The organism is Rhizobium sp. JAB6, from assembly GCF_003024605.1.
Taxonomy (GTDB): Bacteria; Pseudomonadota; Alphaproteobacteria; order Rhizobiales; family Rhizobiaceae; genus Rhizobium.
Window position 1 is genome coordinate 95001 of the sequence record NZ_PYJQ01000001.1, and the last position, 16857, is coordinate 111857.

The 16857-nt window shown below is 60.1% G+C and carries 16 protein-coding genes, 1 tRNA gene, 2 rRNA genes and 1 riboswitch (1 of these 20 cut by a window edge); of the genes, 8 read left to right on the forward strand and 11 right to left on the reverse strand.

The features are described 5' to 3' along the window. The 3 genes from C7U61_RS00485 to C7U61_RS00495 all read left to right on the forward strand — a co-directional run. Nucleotides 1–1276, forward strand: a 23S ribosomal RNA gene (locus C7U61_RS00485) (it extends 1687 nt beyond the left edge of the window). 132 nt (nucleotides 1277–1408) lie between these two features. Continuing rightward, nucleotides 1409–1523 (forward strand): 5S ribosomal RNA (rrf, locus tag C7U61_RS00490). A 277-nt stretch (nucleotides 1524–1800) separates the two neighbouring features. Beyond that, nucleotides 1801–1877: transfer RNA gene (locus C7U61_RS00495), tRNA-Met, on the forward strand. A 69-nt stretch (nucleotides 1878–1946) separates the two neighbouring features. Here the strand turns inward: C7U61_RS00495 and C7U61_RS00500 are convergent. Genes C7U61_RS00500 through C7U61_RS00515 form a run of 4 tightly spaced genes read right to left on the reverse strand, consistent with a single transcriptional unit; the run spans nucleotide 1947 to nucleotide 5711 of the window. Further along, nucleotides 1947–3005: an ABC transporter ATP-binding protein gene (locus C7U61_RS00500; RefSeq protein ID WP_106996201.1), complete on the reverse strand. Its 1059-nt coding sequence runs from the start codon at nucleotides 3003–3005 to the stop codon at nucleotides 1947–1949. Nucleotides 3006–3011: 6 nt separating this feature from the next. Beyond that, nucleotides 3012–3803 carry an ABC transporter permease gene (locus C7U61_RS00505; protein WP_106996881.1) on the reverse strand — a complete coding sequence of 264 codons (792 nt, stop codon included), beginning with the start codon at nucleotides 3801–3803 and terminating at the stop codon, nucleotides 3012–3014. Then, nucleotides 3803–4627, reverse strand: coding sequence for an ABC transporter permease (locus C7U61_RS00510; protein WP_106996202.1), 825 nt, complete (start codon nucleotides 4625–4627; stop codon nucleotides 3803–3805). Before C7U61_RS00510 ends, C7U61_RS00505 begins: the two co-directional genes overlap by 1 nt. Before the next feature lie 46 nt (nucleotides 4628–4673). Further along, nucleotides 4674–5711: an ABC transporter substrate-binding protein gene (locus tag C7U61_RS00515; protein WP_106996203.1), complete on the reverse strand. Its 1038-nt coding sequence runs from the start codon at nucleotides 5709–5711 to the stop codon at nucleotides 4674–4676. Between the two features lie 323 nt (nucleotides 5712–6034). Here C7U61_RS00515 and C7U61_RS00520 point away from each other — a divergent pair, with 323 nt between their 5' ends. From C7U61_RS00520 to C7U61_RS00535, 3 genes are all read left to right on the forward strand, one after another. After that, nucleotides 6035–7912 (forward strand): adenine deaminase C-terminal domain-containing protein, encoded by a 1878-nt coding sequence (locus tag C7U61_RS00520; RefSeq protein WP_106996882.1) that lies wholly within the window; start codon nucleotides 6035–6037, stop codon nucleotides 7910–7912. Between the two features lie 206 nt (nucleotides 7913–8118). Further along, complete coding sequence (locus C7U61_RS00525) at nucleotides 8119–8952, forward strand: sugar phosphate isomerase/epimerase (protein WP_106996883.1); 834 nt, start codon at nucleotides 8119–8121, stop codon at nucleotides 8950–8952. A gap of 669 nt (nucleotides 8953–9621) precedes the next feature. Further along, nucleotides 9622–10068, forward strand: a complete 447-nt coding sequence (locus C7U61_RS00535; RefSeq protein WP_106996205.1) for a MucR family transcriptional regulator — start codon at nucleotides 9622–9624, stop codon at nucleotides 10066–10068. Between the two features lie 80 nt (nucleotides 10069–10148). On the opposite strand, the gene C7U61_RS00540 is transcribed toward C7U61_RS00535, so the two are convergent. Further along, on the reverse strand, nucleotides 10149–11756 hold the full coding sequence (locus tag C7U61_RS00540; RefSeq protein ID WP_106996206.1) for an inorganic phosphate transporter: 1608 nt from the start codon (nucleotides 11754–11756) through the stop codon (nucleotides 10149–10151). A 240-nt stretch (nucleotides 11757–11996) separates the two neighbouring features. On the opposite strand from C7U61_RS00540, the gene C7U61_RS00545 reads away from it, so the two are divergent. Then, nucleotides 11997–12305 (forward strand): hypothetical protein, encoded by a 309-nt coding sequence (locus C7U61_RS00545; protein WP_106996207.1) that lies wholly within the window; start codon nucleotides 11997–11999, stop codon nucleotides 12303–12305. 77 nt (nucleotides 12306–12382) lie between these two features. On the opposite strand, the gene C7U61_RS00550 is transcribed toward C7U61_RS00545, so the two are convergent. The 3 genes from C7U61_RS00550 to C7U61_RS00560 are packed head-to-tail and all read right to left on the reverse strand — an operon-like array spanning nucleotide 12383 to nucleotide 14000. After that, nucleotides 12383–13003 (reverse strand): hypothetical protein, encoded by a 621-nt coding sequence (locus C7U61_RS00550; RefSeq protein WP_106996208.1) that lies wholly within the window; start codon nucleotides 13001–13003, stop codon nucleotides 12383–12385. Nucleotides 13004–13037: 34 nt separating this feature from the next. After that, nucleotides 13038–13778, reverse strand: a complete 741-nt coding sequence (locus C7U61_RS00555) for a CbtA family protein (protein ID WP_106996209.1) — start codon at nucleotides 13776–13778, stop codon at nucleotides 13038–13040. A gap of 12 nt (nucleotides 13779–13790) precedes the next feature. Beyond that, nucleotides 13791–14000, reverse strand: coding sequence for a CbtB-domain containing protein (locus C7U61_RS00560; protein WP_015338334.1), 210 nt, complete (start codon nucleotides 13998–14000; stop codon nucleotides 13791–13793). 58 nt (nucleotides 14001–14058) lie between these two features. Further along, nucleotides 14059–14130, reverse strand: a riboswitch (cobalamin riboswitch). Nucleotides 14131–14242: 112 nt separating this feature from the next. On the opposite strand from C7U61_RS00560, the gene C7U61_RS00565 reads away from it, so the two are divergent. Further along, on the forward strand, nucleotides 14243–14809 hold the full coding sequence (locus tag C7U61_RS00565) for a histidine phosphatase family protein (protein ID WP_106996210.1): 567 nt from the start codon (nucleotides 14243–14245) through the stop codon (nucleotides 14807–14809). A gap of 71 nt (nucleotides 14810–14880) precedes the next feature. On the opposite strand, the gene C7U61_RS00570 is transcribed toward C7U61_RS00565, so the two are convergent. The 3 genes from C7U61_RS00570 to cyoC all read right to left on the reverse strand — a co-directional run bounded on the left by C7U61_RS00570 (nucleotide 14881) and on the right by cyoC (nucleotide 16853). After that, a complete protein-coding gene (locus C7U61_RS00570) occupies nucleotides 14881–15645 on the reverse strand; it encodes an SURF1 family protein (RefSeq protein WP_106996211.1) in 765 nt (254 codons plus the stop codon). A gap of 186 nt (nucleotides 15646–15831) precedes the next feature. Continuing rightward, on the reverse strand, nucleotides 15832–16227 hold the full coding sequence (gene cyoD / locus C7U61_RS00575) for a cytochrome o ubiquinol oxidase subunit IV (RefSeq protein ID WP_106996212.1): 396 nt from the start codon (nucleotides 16225–16227) through the stop codon (nucleotides 15832–15834). Beyond that, complete coding sequence (gene cyoC, locus C7U61_RS00580) at nucleotides 16224–16853, reverse strand: cytochrome o ubiquinol oxidase subunit III (protein WP_106996213.1); 630 nt, start codon at nucleotides 16851–16853, stop codon at nucleotides 16224–16226. The genes cyoD and cyoC overlap by 4 nt, the downstream gene beginning before the upstream one ends. Nucleotides 16854–16857: the final 4 nt, after the last annotated feature.

Below are 16857 nucleotides of genomic sequence, written 5' to 3' on the forward strand. Positions count from 1 at the left end.
CCACCGTACAGACCGTACCCGAAACCGACACAGGTGGTCAGGTAGAGTATACCAAGGCGCTTGAGAGAACTATGTTGAAGGAACTCGGCAAATTGCACGCGTAACTTCGGAAGAAGCGTGACCCTTATATGCGCAAGCATGTGAGGGTGGCACAGACCAGGGGGTAGCGACTGTTTACCAAAAACACAGGGCTCTGCGAAGTCGCAAGACGACGTATAGGGTCTGACGCCTGCCCGGTGCTGGAAGGTTAAGAGGAGGGGTGCAAGCTCTGAATCGAAGCCCCAGTAAACGGCGGCCGTAACTATAACGGTCCTAAGGTAGCGAAATTCCTTGTCGGGTAAGTTCCGACCTGCACGAATGGCGTAACGACTTCCCCGCTGTCTCCAACATAGACTCAGTGAAATTGAATTCCCCGTGAAGATGCGGGGTTCCTGCGGTCAGACGGAAAGACCCCGTGCACCTTTACTATAGCTTTACACTGGCATTCGTGTCGGCATGTGTAGGATAGGTGGTAGGCTTTGAAGCAGGGACGCCAGTTCTTGTGGAGCCATCCTTGAAATACCACCCTTATCGTCATGGATGTCTAACCGCGGTCCGTCATCCGGATCCGGGACAGTGTATGGTGGGTAGTTTGACTGGGGCGGTCGCCTCCGAAAGAGTAACGGAGGCGCGCGATGGTGGGCTCAGACCGGTCGGAAATCGGTCGTCGAGTGCAATGGCATAAGCCCGCCTGACTGCGAGACTGACAAGTCGAGCAGAGACGAAAGTCGGTCATAGTGATCCGGTGGTCCCGTGTGGAAGGGCCATCGCTCAACGGATAAAAGGTACGCCGGGGATAACAGGCTGATGACCCCCAAGAGTCCATATCGACGGGGTTGTTTGGCACCTCGATGTCGGCTCATCGCATCCTGGGGCTGGAGCAGGTCCCAAGGGTTTGGCTGTTCGCCAATTAAAGCGGTACGTGAGCTGGGTTCAGAACGTCGTGAGACAGTTCGGTCCCTATCTGCCGTGGGTGTAGGAATATTGACAGGATCTGTCCCTAGTACGAGAGGACCGGGATGGACATATCTCTGGTGGACCTGTTGTCCTGCCAAGGGCATAGCAGGGTAGCTATATATGGAATGGATAACCGCTGAAGGCATCTAAGCGGGAAACCAACCTGGAAACGAGTGTTCCCTATCAGAGCCGTGGAAGACGACCACGTTGATAGGCCGGGTGTGGAAGTGCGGCAACGCATGAAGCTTACCGGTACTAATAGCTCGATTGGCTTGATCGTTCCCATTGCCAGTGCTCATCAAAAAAAGATGGGTCTGAAAACGTGTTCAAATAAATAAAGGCTTTCTGCCTTCCAGCTTCTCATTGGGCATAAACCGCTAGCGCGGTTTAGCCCAAAGTTGCGCTTTGCCGACCTGGTGGTTATGGCGGGGTGGCTGCACCCGTTCCCTTTCCGAACACGGCCGTGAAACGCCCCTGCGCCCATGGTACTTCGTCTTAAGACGCGGGAGAGTAGGTCGCTGCCAGGTCTGCTAATCGCAACGTTGTTTAATAAAAATCTTCTCGTCACACTCCGAAATACGGCCAGACCGTGTTACAATAGGCCGCTCATGCGGCCTTTGTCGCTTCTGGATAGCACAAACGCTTCTGGAATTTTGTAGGAACCCATAATAAGGGTGCCCACACGCGATAAACCCTTCGGGTTTACGCTGGAAACACGCGATAAACCGCTTCGCGGTTTACGCTGATGACGCAAGCCGGAAGGCTTGCTTTGGCGCGACAAACCCAAAGGGTTTGCGCTGGTGACGCGGGGTGGAGCAGCCCGGTAGCTCGTCAGGCTCATAACCTGAAGGCCGCAGGTTCAAATCCTGCCCCCGCAACCAATCTTCCCAAATACAATATCACCGGCGCGGAGACGCAATCTTCCATCGCGATCGGTAGCAACGCGCCTTTTATCCTTCGGGCTTCAGAATGCAGCATTGCTCCGGCATCGGCACCAGCACCGCGCTGCCTCCGGCAGCCATCGGCTCCGACAAGGCGCCATTGGCAACGATAGCGCCGGCCGGCGTCCTGCATTGATATTGATAGGCACGGCCGAGATAGGTGCGTGTGCCCAAAACCGCCGGTAACCCATCACCTTCGCGCCGAACCGAAAGCCCGTCCGCGCGGCAGCCGAGGACAAAATCGTCCGGAATCGGCCCGAAAGCGTCCTGCGATAGCGTAATACGAGCACCTCCGCCAGCTTCGGCTGTGACGAAGGCACTCTCTCGCTCAACAACACGCAGCCGCAGGAGGTTCTCGAAGCCGACGAAGCGGGCGACGAAGCCGTTGGCGGGCTTGCGGTAGAGGGTCTCGGGTGTGTCGAGTTGCATGATGCGGCCGGCATTCATGATGGCGACGCGATCGGAGATCGAGAAAGCCTCTTCCTGATCATGCGTCACATAAAGCGATGTTGTGCCATTGGCGCGCTGCAACTGGCGGATTTCGACGCGCATGTCGACGCGCAGCTTGGCATCGAGATTGGAAAGCGGCTCGTCGAACATGAGGAGCGGCGGCTCGATGACGAGGGCGCGCGCAAGCGCGACACGCTGCTTTTGGCCACCTGAAAGGGCGCCGGGCAGGCGGTCGCCCAGGCCGGAAAGACCGACGCGCTCCAGCATGTCAGCTGCCTTCAGCCGGCGTTCCTGCGTCGGGATGCGGCGTTGCTTGAGGCCGAAGGCGACGTTTTCAAGCACCGTCAGATGCGGAAACAGTGCGTAGTTCTGGAACACCAGCCCGATATCCCTGGCATGCGCCGGCAGCGTCGTCAGATCGCGGTCGCCGAGCTTAATCGCGCCGCTGGTCGGCTGCAGGAAGCCGGCGACGAGCCGCAGCGTCGTCGTCTTGCCGCAGCCGCTGGAGCCGAGCAAGGAGACCAGCTCGCCGGCTTCAACCGAAAGCGAAAGATCCTGCAGGACGGCCGTCTTGCCGTAATGGGCGCTGATGGAATTAATGGAGAGCGATACGGTCACGGGCGGCTACTTTGTCAGGAAGGTGAGGCCCAGGGTTGCTTCGACGATCGCCATGACCGCGACGGTCACGAGCATCAGAAGCACGGAAACCGAGGCAATGGTCGGGTCGAAGAACTGCTCCATATGGGCAAGGATCTGGATCGGAAGGGTGGAGATGCCAGGTCCGGTCAGAAAGACGGAGACCGAGACATCGTTGATCGAGGTGATGAAGGCGAGGATGAAGGCGGCGATGACGCCGGCGCGGATATTCGGCAGCACCACGGTCAGAAATGTCTTCAGGGGCGGACAGCCGAGGCTGATCGCCGCTTCCTCGATCGAAAAATCGAAACTTGCGAGGCTGGCGCTGACGACGCGCACCGAATAGGGCAGCACCAGCAGCGCATGGCCGATCAAGAGGCTCGGAAAGATCGGCAGACCGAGCCCGATGGTGATCGATTTCATCAGCGAGAAGCCGAAGACGATTTCCGGAACGAGGATCGGCAGCACGAAAAGCGTCGAAAGCCAGCGCGGCAGTTCGACCCTGTAGCGGCTGATGGCATAGGCGGCGGGAATGCCGATCAGCAGCGACAGCGCGGTTCCGAGGGAGGCGAGCTCCAGACTGGTGATCGCCGTCGTGCGGAAGGCCTCGATCTGAAAGATATTCGAGAACCAGCGCAGCGTCAGGCCCTGGGGCGGGAAGGTGAGATAGCTCGTGTCGCTGAAGGCGGCGCCGATGATGATGACGAGCGGGGCCAGCAGGAACAGGAAGACAAGGGCGGTGAAAGCAACAAGCGCGGGATGGACCGTTCGGGTCATGATCACACCGCCATCGGGTTCAGCCGCCGTGCGAGACGGCTCATGATTGCGACAATACCGATCGTGACCACCACCATAATGGCGGCGATCGTCGAGGCGCCGACCCAGTCGAAGGTGACCATGGCGCGCTGATAGAGGAAGGTGCCCATCATCATTTGCTTTTCGCCGCCAAGCAGCTGCGGCGTTGCGTACGAGGTGAAGCTGCCGGTGAAAACCAGCACGGCGCCGACGATCAGGCCCGGCGTGGCGAGCGGCAGGATGACCTGGCGGAAAGTTGCGGCCGGCGTTGCGCCCAGCGAAGTTGCCGCCTGGATGAGATCCTGCGGTATGCCTTCAAGCACGCCGACAAGGGTCAGGATCATCAAGGGCACGAAGAGATAGACCATCGCGACGATCACCGAGCCCTCGGTGTAGAGCATCGAGAGCGGCTCGCCGATGACGCCGATCGACAGCAGGATAGAGTTGAGAATGCCGTTCTTGCCGAGAATGATCAGCCAGGCGAAGGAGCGTACGACGACACCGGTCAGCAGCGGAAAGACCGCGGCGATGATCATTACGCTCTTGGCGCGGCCCGGCATCTGCGCGATGACGTAGGCAGCGATGAAACCGACGATCAAAGAGATCGCCGTCGTCATCAGCGCCACTTCGATCGTCCTGAAGAGCACGGTGCGGCGAAAGCCGCTGGCAAAGAAGGCAACATAAGGAGAGAAGATCCCCTTTGCTTCACCGAAGGTCGCCGCGATCGTAATGATAACGGGAACGAGCAGGAAGAACGTTACGGCCAGGATCGCCGGCGTCGCCAAACCCCATTTCATCAAATGCTTCATCAACCGAATTCCGTGAGAATGCCGCAGGAATGCGCGGCAAGCCCCGTTACATGCCGAAAATCTCGTTCCAGCGGTCGACCCAGTCCGGCTGCGCTTCGATCAGCTTCTGATAGTCGATACGGCTGAGTTTGGCGATCATATCGGCCCCATAGGTCCAGAGCTTTGCCTTTTCCGGCGGCAGCACAACCTTGGTCGAGACCGGGGCATCGACGCCCTGTTCGGCTTCCGCCTGCTGCACGTCCTTCGACAGGATGAAATTGATGAACTGATGCGCAAGCTCGACATTTTCCGAGCCTTTCGGGATGTTGACCGCATTGAGCACGGCGATATCGCCCTCCTTCAGATCGGCCCAGGCCATCGTTGGAACGGCCGCGCGCAGAGATGAGAGAACAAAATCCTGCGTCATCGCGACCCTCGCTTCGCCTGTCGAGATCAGGTTCACCAGTTCCGAGCCGGTATTGTAGTTCTTGACCACGTTCGGCTTCAGCGCCTCGATGGCTTCAAATGCCTTGTCGGCATCGGCATAGGGATCGGCGCCCGCATGCTTGCCAGCCTGGAGCACCGTCAGCGGCCCGCCTGTCGTCGTGATGCCCGGCAGCGAAACCGCACCCTTCAGGTCGTCGCGCCACAGATCGTTCCAGGAGGTAATCGGCGGGTTCACCTTCGCCATATCGTAGACGATGCCGATGCGGCCGATCGTGTAAGCCGGGCCGTAATTGCCTTGCGGCGCCTTGGCGATATCATAGAGATCGGCAAGGTTGGGGAGCTTGCTGCGGTCGATTTCCTGGAAGAGGCCCTGCTGAATGCCGAGCTGCGAATAGCTGTCGGTGAGATAGATGACATCGACGCCCTTGCCGCCCCGCAGCTTGAGCTTGTTGAGGCGGTCGGCGTTGTTGCCGGTTTCGAAGACGACGTCGCAGCCACAGATTTTCTTGAAGGGCTCGATGATATTGGCCTGCATCTTCTCGCCATTATAGCCCCACCAGGAGACGGTCAGCGTCTTTGCCTGCGCAAAGGCCGGCATAGCGGTGGCCGCGGCAAGGAGAACAAATCCCGCGGCGCGGGCAAAGGTGAGGGCTTTCATTCTCGAAATCCTTTTGATCAATGAAGTCGGGCTGATATTTCAAGCTTCGAGAATACTATTTTTCGAGCATCGGCTTTACAAGCCCAACAAATGGGCAGGGTGGCAATTTTTGCCTTTGATAGGATGAAACATCTTATGTCGTCACATTGCGCCGCCTGGTTATCGCAATCGTTGATATCGGCGCCCCCTTCCTTCCAGGCGGGAAGGTGGCGCGCCGCAACGGCCTCCTTTCACATGCGATATTCCGCTGGTGGGCAAGCAGCTTTACACGCGGATCGGTCATCTCTACCTTCAACGGACCGAATCCTGCAGGCATGCTTTTCATGACATCCCCGAAAACAAACCTTCCCGACGATCTGCTCGTCAATGCGGCGGACGAAGTGCTGATCCGTCAGGATCTGACGCTGACCGCGCTCGGCCGCCGTCCGGCGGATCGCCTGCTGCGTGTCGGCAAGCTGCTGGATGTGCATAGCCGCACCTGGCTGGACGATCAGGAGATCGTCATCAAAGGCCGGCGCATCGCCTATGTCGGCCCGGCCGGCAGTTATCAGGGGGAGGTGAGCGAGCGCGTGCATGAGCCGCATCTCGCAGCGGTTCCCGGTTTCGGCGAAGCGCACAAGCATATCGAAAGCTCGCATCTGACGCCGGAATGGGAAGCGGCTCTGGTCATGCCGCATGGCGTCACCTGGACTTGCGAGGCAAGCCACGAATTCTCCAATGTCAATGGCGCCCGCAATCTGGAATTCTGGCTGGAAGCGCGCCGCCGCGGTTCGCCGATGAAGATTTTTCCCCTGCCGGGATCGGCCGTGCCGCCGACGGCTTATGAATGGGGCGGCGGCCACTTCGGCTATGACGAGCAGAAGTCGTTCCTGAATGAAAGCCTGATGGTGGCCGGCCTTGACGAGGTCATGGACTGGCCTTCGGTCAGCAATCCCGAGAATCCGGCTTACGATCGTCTCTGGGGTATGATCCGCGCCACCTTCGAGCAGCGCGGCGTTGTCGAGGGACATGGCGCGGGCCTGCGTGATCTGCCGTCGATCAATGCCTTTGCCGGCGCCGGTCTTGCTTCCGATCACGAGGGCTGGTTCCTGGATGAGATCTGGGAAAAGCTGACGCATGGCCTCTTCATCGAGCTCAGGCCGCATTCTCTGCCCGACGTCATCAAGGGGCTGATCGAGAAAGGTCTGTCCGACTGGTCGCAGATCGCCTTCGTCACCGACGACCGCAGCGCCAGTGATACGCTGAAGATCGGTGCAACGGATCATAATGTCCGCCTTGCGATCGAGAATGGGCTGGCACCCGAAATCGCCATTCAATGCGTGACGATCAATCCCGCCCGCCACATGCGGCTCACACCTTGGGTCGGCTCGGTTGCGCCAGGCCGCTACGCTGATATCGTGCTGCTGGACGATGTGACGACGCTGTCGATTGGCAAGGTTTGGGCAGATGGTAAGCCGGCTTCAGAAGGCGGGCTCTTCCTCGGCGTCAGGCCCGAGATCGCCTGGCCCGATTGGGCAACGAAGACGGTTCGCAGCGACCGGATGGTCACAGCTGAAGATTTTCGCATTGCCGCGCCGTCGGGTGCGGCCACGGCAAAGGCGGCGCTGCTGCGGCCGTTCCACTGGGCCGATGATTTCATCACCATGGATCTGCCTGTCAGCGATGGCGCCGTACAGCGCGACCCCGATCGCAACGTCACGAAATTTGCGATCGTCGACCGCTTTTCCGGACAAGCCAAGGTCGCGCGCATGTTCTGGCTGGGAACGGGGCCGCGCACGCCTGATACCGCCCTTGGCTCAACGCTTGGTCACGACAAGCACAATATCTGGGTCGTCGGCTCCTCCGACCAAGCCATGGCCATGGTCGCCAACGCACTGCAGGAGCAGCAGGGCGGCTGGGTACTCGTCTCGGGCGGCAAGGTCGTCGCCCGTGTCCGCTACGAAGTCGGCGGCCTGATGACGGCGCGCTCGGCGGCGGAACTGGATGCGGAGATGCAGGCGCTCTATAAGGCCGGAGCCGAGATCGACTGGATGTACGAGCCGACTTTCTCGCCGCGCTGGTGGCCTGGCTTTCCCGAGCGGCTTTCCTTTGCGACGCTCACCTGCGCGCCCTGGCGCTGGGTGCTGGTCGCTCCCTCGGAAAGGGCACCGGAAGGTTTCGTCAATGTTGCGACCGGTGAAACCCATCCCGTCGTCTGGTAGGGATATCCGGCCGGCTATGCCGAATATCCGCCCGCCGATGAAAGGTGGCAAGGCCCTCTCATGGGACGGCAATCCATGCTTGACGGGGGAGGCAGGCTTGTCAATTATCCGTTCGGTTACTTATGTCGAGCCGCAAGCTGCTGAGGCTGGGCGTGTCAATGACGTGTTGGCTGGCGGTGGCCGGCAACAGTGCGGAGGAGGCTCTGGTGATTGCAATCGATAGTGACACCCCGCGGATAAGATCGGCGTTTTCAACACTCGGATGTGCCGAACTAGAACTGAATGAAGCCCTCGAATTGGCGGCGAACCACGGAATCGAGGCGATAGAAATCCGCGCCCTTGGGGGGACCGTCGATCTGGTCAGCTATTTTACCGAAAGGTTTGGTTCCCCGGCGGGTCTGGCCAAGGTACTGGAGGGCTCCCCCGTGGGCGTCTGCGCCTTCAATACTTCCCTGCGTCTTGTCGGCGCGACCGCACAGGCAAAGGAAGAGTTTCTGCGCTATCTTCCGTGGGCGGAGGCTGCGGGCGTCCGTTCACTCCGGGTTTTCGATGGGGGCGAAACCGCCGATCAGAGCGAGTTGGCCGAGGCATCGGCGACGCTGCAATGGTGGCGTGAGACCGCGGCGCGCGAAGGCTTCCGCGCCGCCATGGTCATCGAGACCCATGATTTTCTGGCGTTGCCGGACGCCATTCCGCGCTTCCTTGAAATAGCGCCCGATTGTGCGCTCATATGGGATACGCATCATACTTGGCGCAAGGGCGGGCAAGATCCTGTCGAAACCTGGAAGCAGGTTCGCCGCAATACGCACCATCTTCATGTCAAGGACAGCGTTTCCCGGCCGGGGCCAAGGTTGCCTTATAGTTATGTACAGCCCGGCACCGGCGAGTTCCCGATGACGGCGCTGTGTTCGGCGCTCGGTGCCGATGGCTATGGCGGCATCGTGAGCCTGGAATGGGAAAGATTGTGGCACCAGGATTTACCGCCCTTAAGCTCAGCCCTGGAGGCGGCGCGGCGAAGTGGCTGGTGGCCCGGGCTGTAAGGGATGAATAATCGTTGAAGCGCATGAATATTTTCATTGGGCTGGGACGAAGAACGCTGCATGGAGATTGACTTTTGCGGTGCTCGTTAATTAGTCTATTAGTAATTTATTAAATAAATATCTCGTCGGCACACCCGCGCCGGTTGACTATGGTCTTCGGCGTAATATTTCCAGCTCGATGAGGGAAGCCTCAATGTTTGAGGTCGACGGTATCTGGACGATGGAAGAGGCAGTTTACCACAGCTATCGCGAGCCGAATGCTTCAGAGCGATGTGCGCCGCACTTGGCTGCTGCTTCCTGATACTTTTCCGCCGCGCCCCTCAAGGGAGATCCGATGGACTGTAATGCAAGGCGAGAGGAAGAGGGGCATGGAGCCCTGATCTTGAAGGCGATCGCTGCCGGGGGGGGCTGGGTTTGGCGGTCTGCTTCTCGGACCCCGCCGGCGAACTGCCGCAGTCTGCTGCGGATACGGGATAGGAGGCGAAAGCCACCGGCTGTAATTGCGCACGCATTGAATGCGGACGTATTGAACCCCCGGTTATCAACCGGGATGGCGCCCTGAAACAGGGCGCAAATCAAAGCGGCGCGACGGCCCCACTGCGGAATCGCGCATGATGCAATTCCAGCGAGGCGTCGCACGAAGAACCAAATCAGATCCGGGAAAAGATCATGGATTCTTTCATTGAGACAAAAAACGCCGCTCCGCCGAAGCCTTCCTCATTCTACGGCTGCGTGAAGATCGTTTCGGCCTATGTCAGTCACAATACCGTCCCCGTTCACAGCCTTTCCAGCCTGATAAAGGATGTCCATGAGGCTCTGCTAACATTGGAGCGACCGGCTTCGACCGTCGATCGCTCCAATCTGGTACCGGCGGTGGATTTGAAGAAATCCGTAACGAACGACTACATTATCTGCCTCGAAGACGGAAAACGCTTCAAAACGCTGAAGCGTCATTTGCGCGTGCAGTATGGCATGACGCCCGAGGAATACAGGCGGAAGTGGGGTCTTTCTCCCAACTATCCGATGGTGGCGCAGAATTATGCCAATCGGCGTTCGGAGCTTGCCAAGATTTCCGGCCTTGGCGCGAGCGGCCCCAAGAAGGAACGCGTCGACTGAGCGATACCGCAACAAAAATGGCGCCCTCGTCAGGGGCGCCATTGCCTTTCGGGGCTTTCCAAGCCGATATCGGTCGTCGGTCAGAAGACCTGGCGCAGCACGATGAACAGCACGAAGGCCAGTGCGATCGAGGCAGGCAGCGTCAGGATCCAGGCCATCAGCATGTTGCGCACGGTCGACCATTGCAGGCCGGAACCGTTTGCCGCCATGGTGCCGGCGACGCCGGAGGACAGGACGTGCGTGGTCGATACCGGCAGGCCGAGATGGTCGGCGGCACCGATGGTCAGCATGGCGACGACTTCGGCGGCGGCACCCTGGCCGTAGGTCAGGTGCGTCTTGCCGATCTTTTCGCCGACGGTCACGACGATGCGCTTCCAGCCGACCATGGTGCCGAGACCGAGTGCCAGCGCTACGGCAACCTTCACCCAGAGCGGGATGAACTTGGTCGCGTGATCGACGGCGGCGTGATAGTTGGTCACGGCCTTCAGGTCGTCGGCGCTCATCGGCAGCAGCTTCTGCTTGTCGATCAATTTCAGCGATTCACCGATCAGGTAGATATCGTTACGAACGTTGCTGACAAGCCCGTTCGGCAGCTTCTCGACGGTCGGATAGGCCGCGATCTCGGCGCTGGTCGAGTGGATGTAGGCCTGCAGCGCAGGCGTGGTCGCATCCGACCAGGTCTTGCTCTTCACGGCATTGCTGACGGCAGCTTTCGGATCGGCCGGAGCGGCAACGCCAGGCTTCACATACTTGCCAAGCACGGTCTCGACCTGCGTTGACGCAGCCTTGTAAGCTTCGAGATAGTTGACATCGGGCGTGCGGTTCAGCGCGAAAGCCGTCGGCACGAGGCCGATGAGGATGAGCATGATCAGGCCCATGCCCTTCTGGCCGTCATTCGAGCCGTGGGCAAAGCTGACTCCGGTGCAGGTGAAGATCAGCAGGCCGCGGATCCAGACCGGAGGCGGTGAATTGCCCTTCGGCGCTTCATAGAGCTCCTTGTTGCGGATCAGCACCTTGGCGACCAGCAGCAATATCGCAGCCATGGCGAAGCCGATGATTGGCGACAGAAGCAGTGACATGCCGACGCTGCTTGCCTGCGACCAGTCGACACCGCTGGTGGCGGAGCCGGCGGGTGCCAGGAACTGATTGGCGAGGCCGACACCGATGATCGAGCCGACAAGGGTGTGTGAGCTCGAGGCCGGCAGGCCGAGATACCAGGTACCGAGATTCCAGATGATGGCGGCGGTCAAAAGCGCGAAGACCATCGCGAGACCGGAGCCGGAGCCGACCTGCAGGATGAGTTCGACCGGCAGCAGCGCCAGGATGCCGAAAGCGACGGCGCCGGACGAAGTCAGAACACCGAGGAAGTTGAAGAAGCCGGACCAGATGACGGCGAACTCCGCCGGCAGCGAGCGCGTATAGATGACGGTGGCAACGGCATTGGCAGTGTCGTGGAAGCCGTTGACGAATTCGAAGCCGAGCGCGATCAGCAGGGCAAGGCCGAGCAATATCCACGGAACGGCAGCAGCCTCGGCAAGGTCGCTGCCGAGGGCGTAGCCGACATACACGAGACCGGCGAGGACGACGACGCCGAAGATCGGCAGAAACCATTTTGCCGAACTGCCGGCGCCATGAATCGGATGATCGGCATTGCCGCCTTCCGCATTGTTTGAAACGAGGTCGACCATCCCAAACTCCCTTGTTGCAATTGATATTGCCGGTGTAAGCCTCCTTCATGAAACTCTCGTGACGCGGGAGCAGGCTGGGGCGAACTGCAAACGCGGGCTGTGGCAGGTCTTTCGGCCCTCGGCAGGGGCCTGGGATTGATCTTGTTTTTGCCGCTAAAACGCCATTTTCGGTTCAGGCGGCGTTCATACCTCCGGCGTTTAAATCCCCATGTAAGGGACTTGGATAGAAGGCCATTTAAGATGAGATCGTCCGTGATTGCGATCGCTGCCTTGTTCGGCAGCCTGGTTGTATCTTCGGCAGAGGCAATGCCTATCCCGGCCGTTGGGACAACGGCCTCGGTGCCGATCGTGAAAGTCGACTATGCCTGCGGCCGTGGCTGGCACCTGACGCGCTGGGGCGAATGCCGTCCCAATCGCTGGGGCCCGCCGCCCCGGCGCTGGGGCTATTACCGGCCGCCGCCGCCACCGCCATGGGGCTGGCACGGCCATCGCCATTATCGCGATGGCTGGGGCGATGGCCGCTGGCGCGATCGTCCGCGCTATTGGTAAGATCACAAACACCGCCGCATCTTGTGGCGGTGTTTTCTTGAGGGGAGTTCCGGCAAAACAAACAGACAGAGCGGCTCTTAAGGCTGAGTTTTCGGCCGTAACGCGCGTGCTGCGAGCCACAATCCCGCGAGAACGAGCAGGCCGGCCGATAAGATCGCGGCAAGGCTTTTCGCATGGACCGCGATGTCGGCAAGCTTCGGCCGGATGAGATCGGCCGTATTGAAGCTCTCGCCGCTGAATTTGCACAGGATGAGCGAGAGGTTATTGCGCACGAGCGCCGTGTCGATGTCGGAGACGAGGTCGTCGACCGGTGCCTTTTCCACTTTCATCACGCGCATTTGCAGCAGTACTGCTTTTGCTGCCGCAAGATAGGCGTGCGAACATTCGTTGAAAGGGCTTTCTTCGTCGCTGACGCTGTCCGGCATCAGCCCCCAGAGGCAATAGGCGCGCTGGATCTCCGCGAAGTTCAAGAGGCGGCGGAAGGTTTCGTCGGTATCCGATACGCTCTCGGCAAGCGAGATGATCCGCCCGTAATAGGGAGCGATCACTGCCATTTCGCCATGGGTGAGGCTGGGGATCGGAATGCCGGTCTGGCTGCCGGAGGAACCGCCATGTGCCGCAACCGAAGCCGGCCAACCCGATAGCATGAGAAGGATTGCAAGCAGGATGGCGCCTGAAGATTGGCGTCTCCCGCGCATGTTGCCATGCGCGGGATGCGATCTACCTATCACGCTAGGCCCGGCGCAGGCTGGCATTGCGGTAGCGTGTCTGCGGCAGTTGGCGTTCTGCCCAGGCTCCGAAGGCAAGGCCGAGCGTCGTCCAGAGAATGGCGTGCATGCCGAGCGACGTGAGCCGGAAGCGCCAGAGCACGACGGCGGAGAAGTGCTCGGGCACTTCGTTGATCGAAGGAAGCAGATATTGGATCAGCGCGATAAAGGCGATGTAGCCGATACCGGCAATGATCGCACCATTCCAGGAACCATATCGCGCCGTCAGCCTGCGTGCGAAGCCCACGGCGACAATCATGCCGACGATCGAGGCAACGATCATGACGAAGAACAGCTCGGTTCTCGCGCCGATCGTATCGGGATTGCCGACGGCCGGCGGGTTTGCCGGATACTTGATGTCGGGCACGACCGAGATCGCGACGAAAGCGGCGAGCCCGAGCAAAGCTGCCGTCGCGCGAGCACCCAAGGGGCTGATGCGGCCGTAGATGAAGGAGAAGACCAGCGCGAACAATCCGCCTATTGCGGTCGAAAAGATAACGCTGCCGGTGAAGAGGCCGATGCCCGCCTGCGTGGCGCGGCTGACGATTTCCGGCTCCGGCGCTTCGCCGGCAGCCTGTGCGGCCTTTGCCTCAAAGCCAATGGCCCAGTCGACCAGCGGTTCGCCGAAGATGTGGGCGAAAGCAAAAACGAAAATACCGGCAAGGGCCCCGACGATCATGCCGCGGAGCAAAAGACGTCCAACCATGTGCTTGACCCCTTAGTGGCAGGGGAAGCCGAGCAGGTGACGGGCGTCATGCACGAATTCATGCACATACATGCCCGAGATGAGCGAGGTCGCGCCTTCTTCTGCGCCGATGAAATAGATCGCGAGCAGCATCAGCAGGCCGGCGAAAATGGCCCAGGGCAGGATTTGGCCGAGCGGAATCGGCTGCGGAACTGCGGAAGGGGCGAAAGTGGTGTCGGACATTGTATTTCCCTCGTTAAGAAAAGCGCGTTCCATTTGCGGAAGGGTTCTTGCGGGAAGGGTCTGGCTCTCGAGGGCGAAGTTTCCGTCTCGATTACAGTGGCGCGACCGCGCCGGGATTCCACCGGCTTCCACACCCGCAAGCGCAAGTTTATAGCTATCTGCCGATATGATTGTCAATCAAGCGCCATAGCGATGCGAAATCGCGACAAGAGCGCGGCAGGGGATGGAAATAAAGGAATCTTATGAAAACGCGTTTGAGTTGGATTTGTCATGGGGCGACCCAAGCCAATCGGAATGGCTGCTTTCCGGATGACGAACCCTTGGAGGCGAAGGCGGCACAGCAGGCTCAATCCTTATCTTTCGGGCTTGCGGCAATCGATCGGGTCTGGGCCAGCCCCGCCTTGCGTGCCCGCCAGACTGCCGCAGTCCTCGGCCTTGAGGCCATCCCCGACGTGGCCTTGCGCGAATGCGATTATGGCGACTGGCGGGGGCAATCCCTTGCCGAACTGCATGAAAGGGATGCGGAATCCCTGGCGCTGTGGATGACGGATATCTCGGTCGCGCCGCATGGCGGCGAAGCCCTGTCCTCGGTCATCAAGCGTGTGGGCGAATGGATGGGGAATCACATCGACGATACCGGCCATATCGTCGTCGTCACCCATGCGAGCGTCATTCGCGCTGCCGTTCTGCAGGCCTTGCAGGCGCCGGCGGCGGCATTCTGGGCCGTCGACGTCGAGCCGTTCGGCATCGTCGAGATGACGAGCGACGGCCGGCGCTGGCAGCTTCGTTTCCCGAAGATGACGATATAGGGCGATAACTGCGCGAAAGCGAAGGGAAGGACCGTGTCGGTCGCTCCACAAAGGTGGAGATGCTACGGTGCTCAGCGCGCCGCCTTTGTCCGCTGCCGCTCGAAATGGACGAGATAGACGGCCAGGGCCAATGTCATGGCAGCCAGTCCATACCAGGTGATGGCATAGACGAGATGGCTGTTGTGGAAAGTGATCTGCGTTAGCCCGCCCACGGGCAATCCGCCGGGATTTTTCGCATCGTCGGCATCGATGAAGTAGGGCGCAGCACTCTGCAGCCCGCGGGCTTCGGCGATGGCCGTCACGTCGCGTGAGTACCAGCGCTCCTCCGCCGGCAGGTTCGAACGCAGCAGCGTGCCTTTGGGCTCGCTGATCCGCAGCAGGCCGGTAACGGTGGTCTCGCCGGAAATCTCGCCTTCGACGCGCGTCGCCGGATTGCGTTTCTCTGTGGGAACGAAGCCGCGGTTGACGATGATGATCGTGCCGTCTGCAAGCTTCAGCGGCGTCAGCACCCAATAGCCTGCGCCGAGCGCGGTCGAGGCGTAAACCTGCGTTTCCTTGTCGTTGAGGAAAGTGCCGCTTGCCTGGACATGCTTGTATTCGGAGTTTTCGGCCGTGATATCGGCCCATTGCGCCGGACCGGGTGCCTGAACCGGCGGCGCATGCACGCGCGCGTCGACTCTCGCGATCAGATCCAGCTTCCAGTGCAGCCGCTTCACCTGCCAGGTGCCGAGCCCGATGAGGAGGGCGGTCAGAAGCAGAAGCAGCGATACCCAAATAACGAGGGTAAGCGTGGAGCGCGGCTTGCCCTGAGATGTGTTCGAGGAGAGGTCGGTCATGGCGCTGGTCTCCGGGGACGCGCTGGCGCATGATTTCGTGCGGTTCAATTCTCTTCGCTGAAGATCATGCGTGGTCGGGAAGATTTGGCTGCGCTTTCCGGCATTTCAAGCATGCAGCGCGCAGCGTCCGGCGGATTTCGCGCCGGGAAGAGGGCGGGCCTTCGCGTGAAGGCCCGCCGCTTGAACTTATGGCATGTTGCGCATCATCTCGGGCGACATGGGCATCATGTTCGCGTTGAGGTGATGCATGACCCAGAGCGAGCCGGAGAGCGCGATGATGACGATCACGATGGTGAAGATCAGCGCCATCATGTTCCAGCCGCCTTCCGAGCGGGTGTTCATGTGCAGGAAATAGATCATGTGCACGACGATCTGGATCGCGCCGAGGATCATGACGATCACGCCGGTGAGAGCCGGGTCGGAGAAGACCTTGCCCATGACCAGCCAGAAGGGGATCGCGGTCAGGATGACGGAGAGGATGAACCCCGTCATGTAGCTCTTGAAGGTGCCGTGTGCCGCCTCGTGGCCGCCATGGCCGTGGGCGTCGCCGGAATGATGCGGATGGTTTGCGTTCGAGCTCATCCGAGAACTCCCATGAGGTAGACGAGGGAAAACACGCCGATCCAGACGACGTCGAGGAAGTGCCAGAACATCGACAGGCACATCAGGCGGCGCTTGTTTTCCGGGATCAGGCCGTAGCGGCCGACCTGCACCATCAGCGTGATCAGCCAGACGATACCGGTGGTGACGTGCAGACCGTGCGTGCCGACCAGCGTGAAGAAGGCCGACAGGAAGGCGCTGCGCTGCGGGCCGGCGCCATCGAGGATCAGGTGATAGAATTCGTAGAGTTCGAAGAAGATGAAGAGAGCACCGAAGATGCCGGTGATCGTCAGCCACATCAGGGTGCCCGACTTGTTGTCCTTCTCCATCGCCAGCATGGCGAAGCCGTAGGTGATGGAGGAGAAAAGCAGCATCGCCGTATTGAGGGCGACGAGCGGCAGCTCGAAGAGGTCGGCCGGGGAGGGGCCGGCCGCATAGCTGTGGCCGAGCACGGCATAGGTGGCGAAGAGGACTGCGAAGATCAGGCAGTCGCTCATGATGTAGATCCAGAAGCCCAGCATGGTGCTGCCCTCCGGATGATGCTCCTCCTTCAGATAGAAGGCGGGTGTTTCGCCGTCCATGGGAGCTTGTGCAGAGTGGGTCGTCATGGTC

What these genes read in the sequence shown, in the direction of transcription:
- cyoC (WP_106996213.1), bottom strand. Translation starts at nt 16,853, where the DNA reads ATGACGACCCACTCTGCACAAGCTCCCATGGACGGCGAAACACCCGCC.
- C7U61_RS00515 (WP_106996203.1), bottom strand. Translation starts at nt 5,711, where the DNA reads ATGAAAGCCCTCACCTTTGCCCGCGCCGCGGGATTTGTTCTCCTTGCC.
- C7U61_RS00540 (WP_106996206.1), bottom strand. Translation starts at nt 11,756, where the DNA reads ATGGTCGACCTCGTTTCAAACAATGCGGAAGGCGGCAATGCCGATCAT.
- C7U61_RS00550 (WP_106996208.1), bottom strand. Translation starts at nt 13,003, where the DNA reads ATGCGCGGGAGACGCCAATCTTCAGGCGCCATCCTGCTTGCAATCCTT.
- C7U61_RS00555 (WP_106996209.1), bottom strand. Translation starts at nt 13,778, where the DNA reads ATGGTTGGACGTCTTTTGCTCCGCGGCATGATCGTCGGGGCCCTTGCC.
- C7U61_RS00565 (WP_106996210.1), top strand. Translation starts at nt 14,243, where the DNA reads ATGAAAACGCGTTTGAGTTGGATTTGTCATGGGGCGACCCAAGCCAAT.
- C7U61_RS00560 (WP_015338334.1), bottom strand. Translation starts at nt 14,000, where the DNA reads ATGTCCGACACCACTTTCGCCCCTTCCGCAGTTCCGCAGCCGATTCCG.
- C7U61_RS00545 (WP_106996207.1), top strand. Translation starts at nt 11,997, where the DNA reads ATGAGATCGTCCGTGATTGCGATCGCTGCCTTGTTCGGCAGCCTGGTT.
- C7U61_RS00570 (WP_106996211.1), bottom strand. Translation starts at nt 15,645, where the DNA reads ATGACCGACCTCTCCTCGAACACATCTCAGGGCAAGCCGCGCTCCACG.
- C7U61_RS00520 (WP_106996882.1), top strand. Translation starts at nt 6,035, where the DNA reads ATGACATCCCCGAAAACAAACCTTCCCGACGATCTGCTCGTCAATGCG.
- C7U61_RS00535 (WP_106996205.1), top strand. Translation starts at nt 9,622, where the DNA reads ATGGATTCTTTCATTGAGACAAAAAACGCCGCTCCGCCGAAGCCTTCC.
- C7U61_RS00510 (WP_106996202.1), bottom strand. Translation starts at nt 4,627, where the DNA reads ATGAAGCATTTGATGAAATGGGGTTTGGCGACGCCGGCGATCCTGGCC.
- cyoD (WP_106996212.1), bottom strand. Translation starts at nt 16,227, where the DNA reads ATGAGCTCGAACGCAAACCATCCGCATCATTCCGGCGACGCCCACGGC.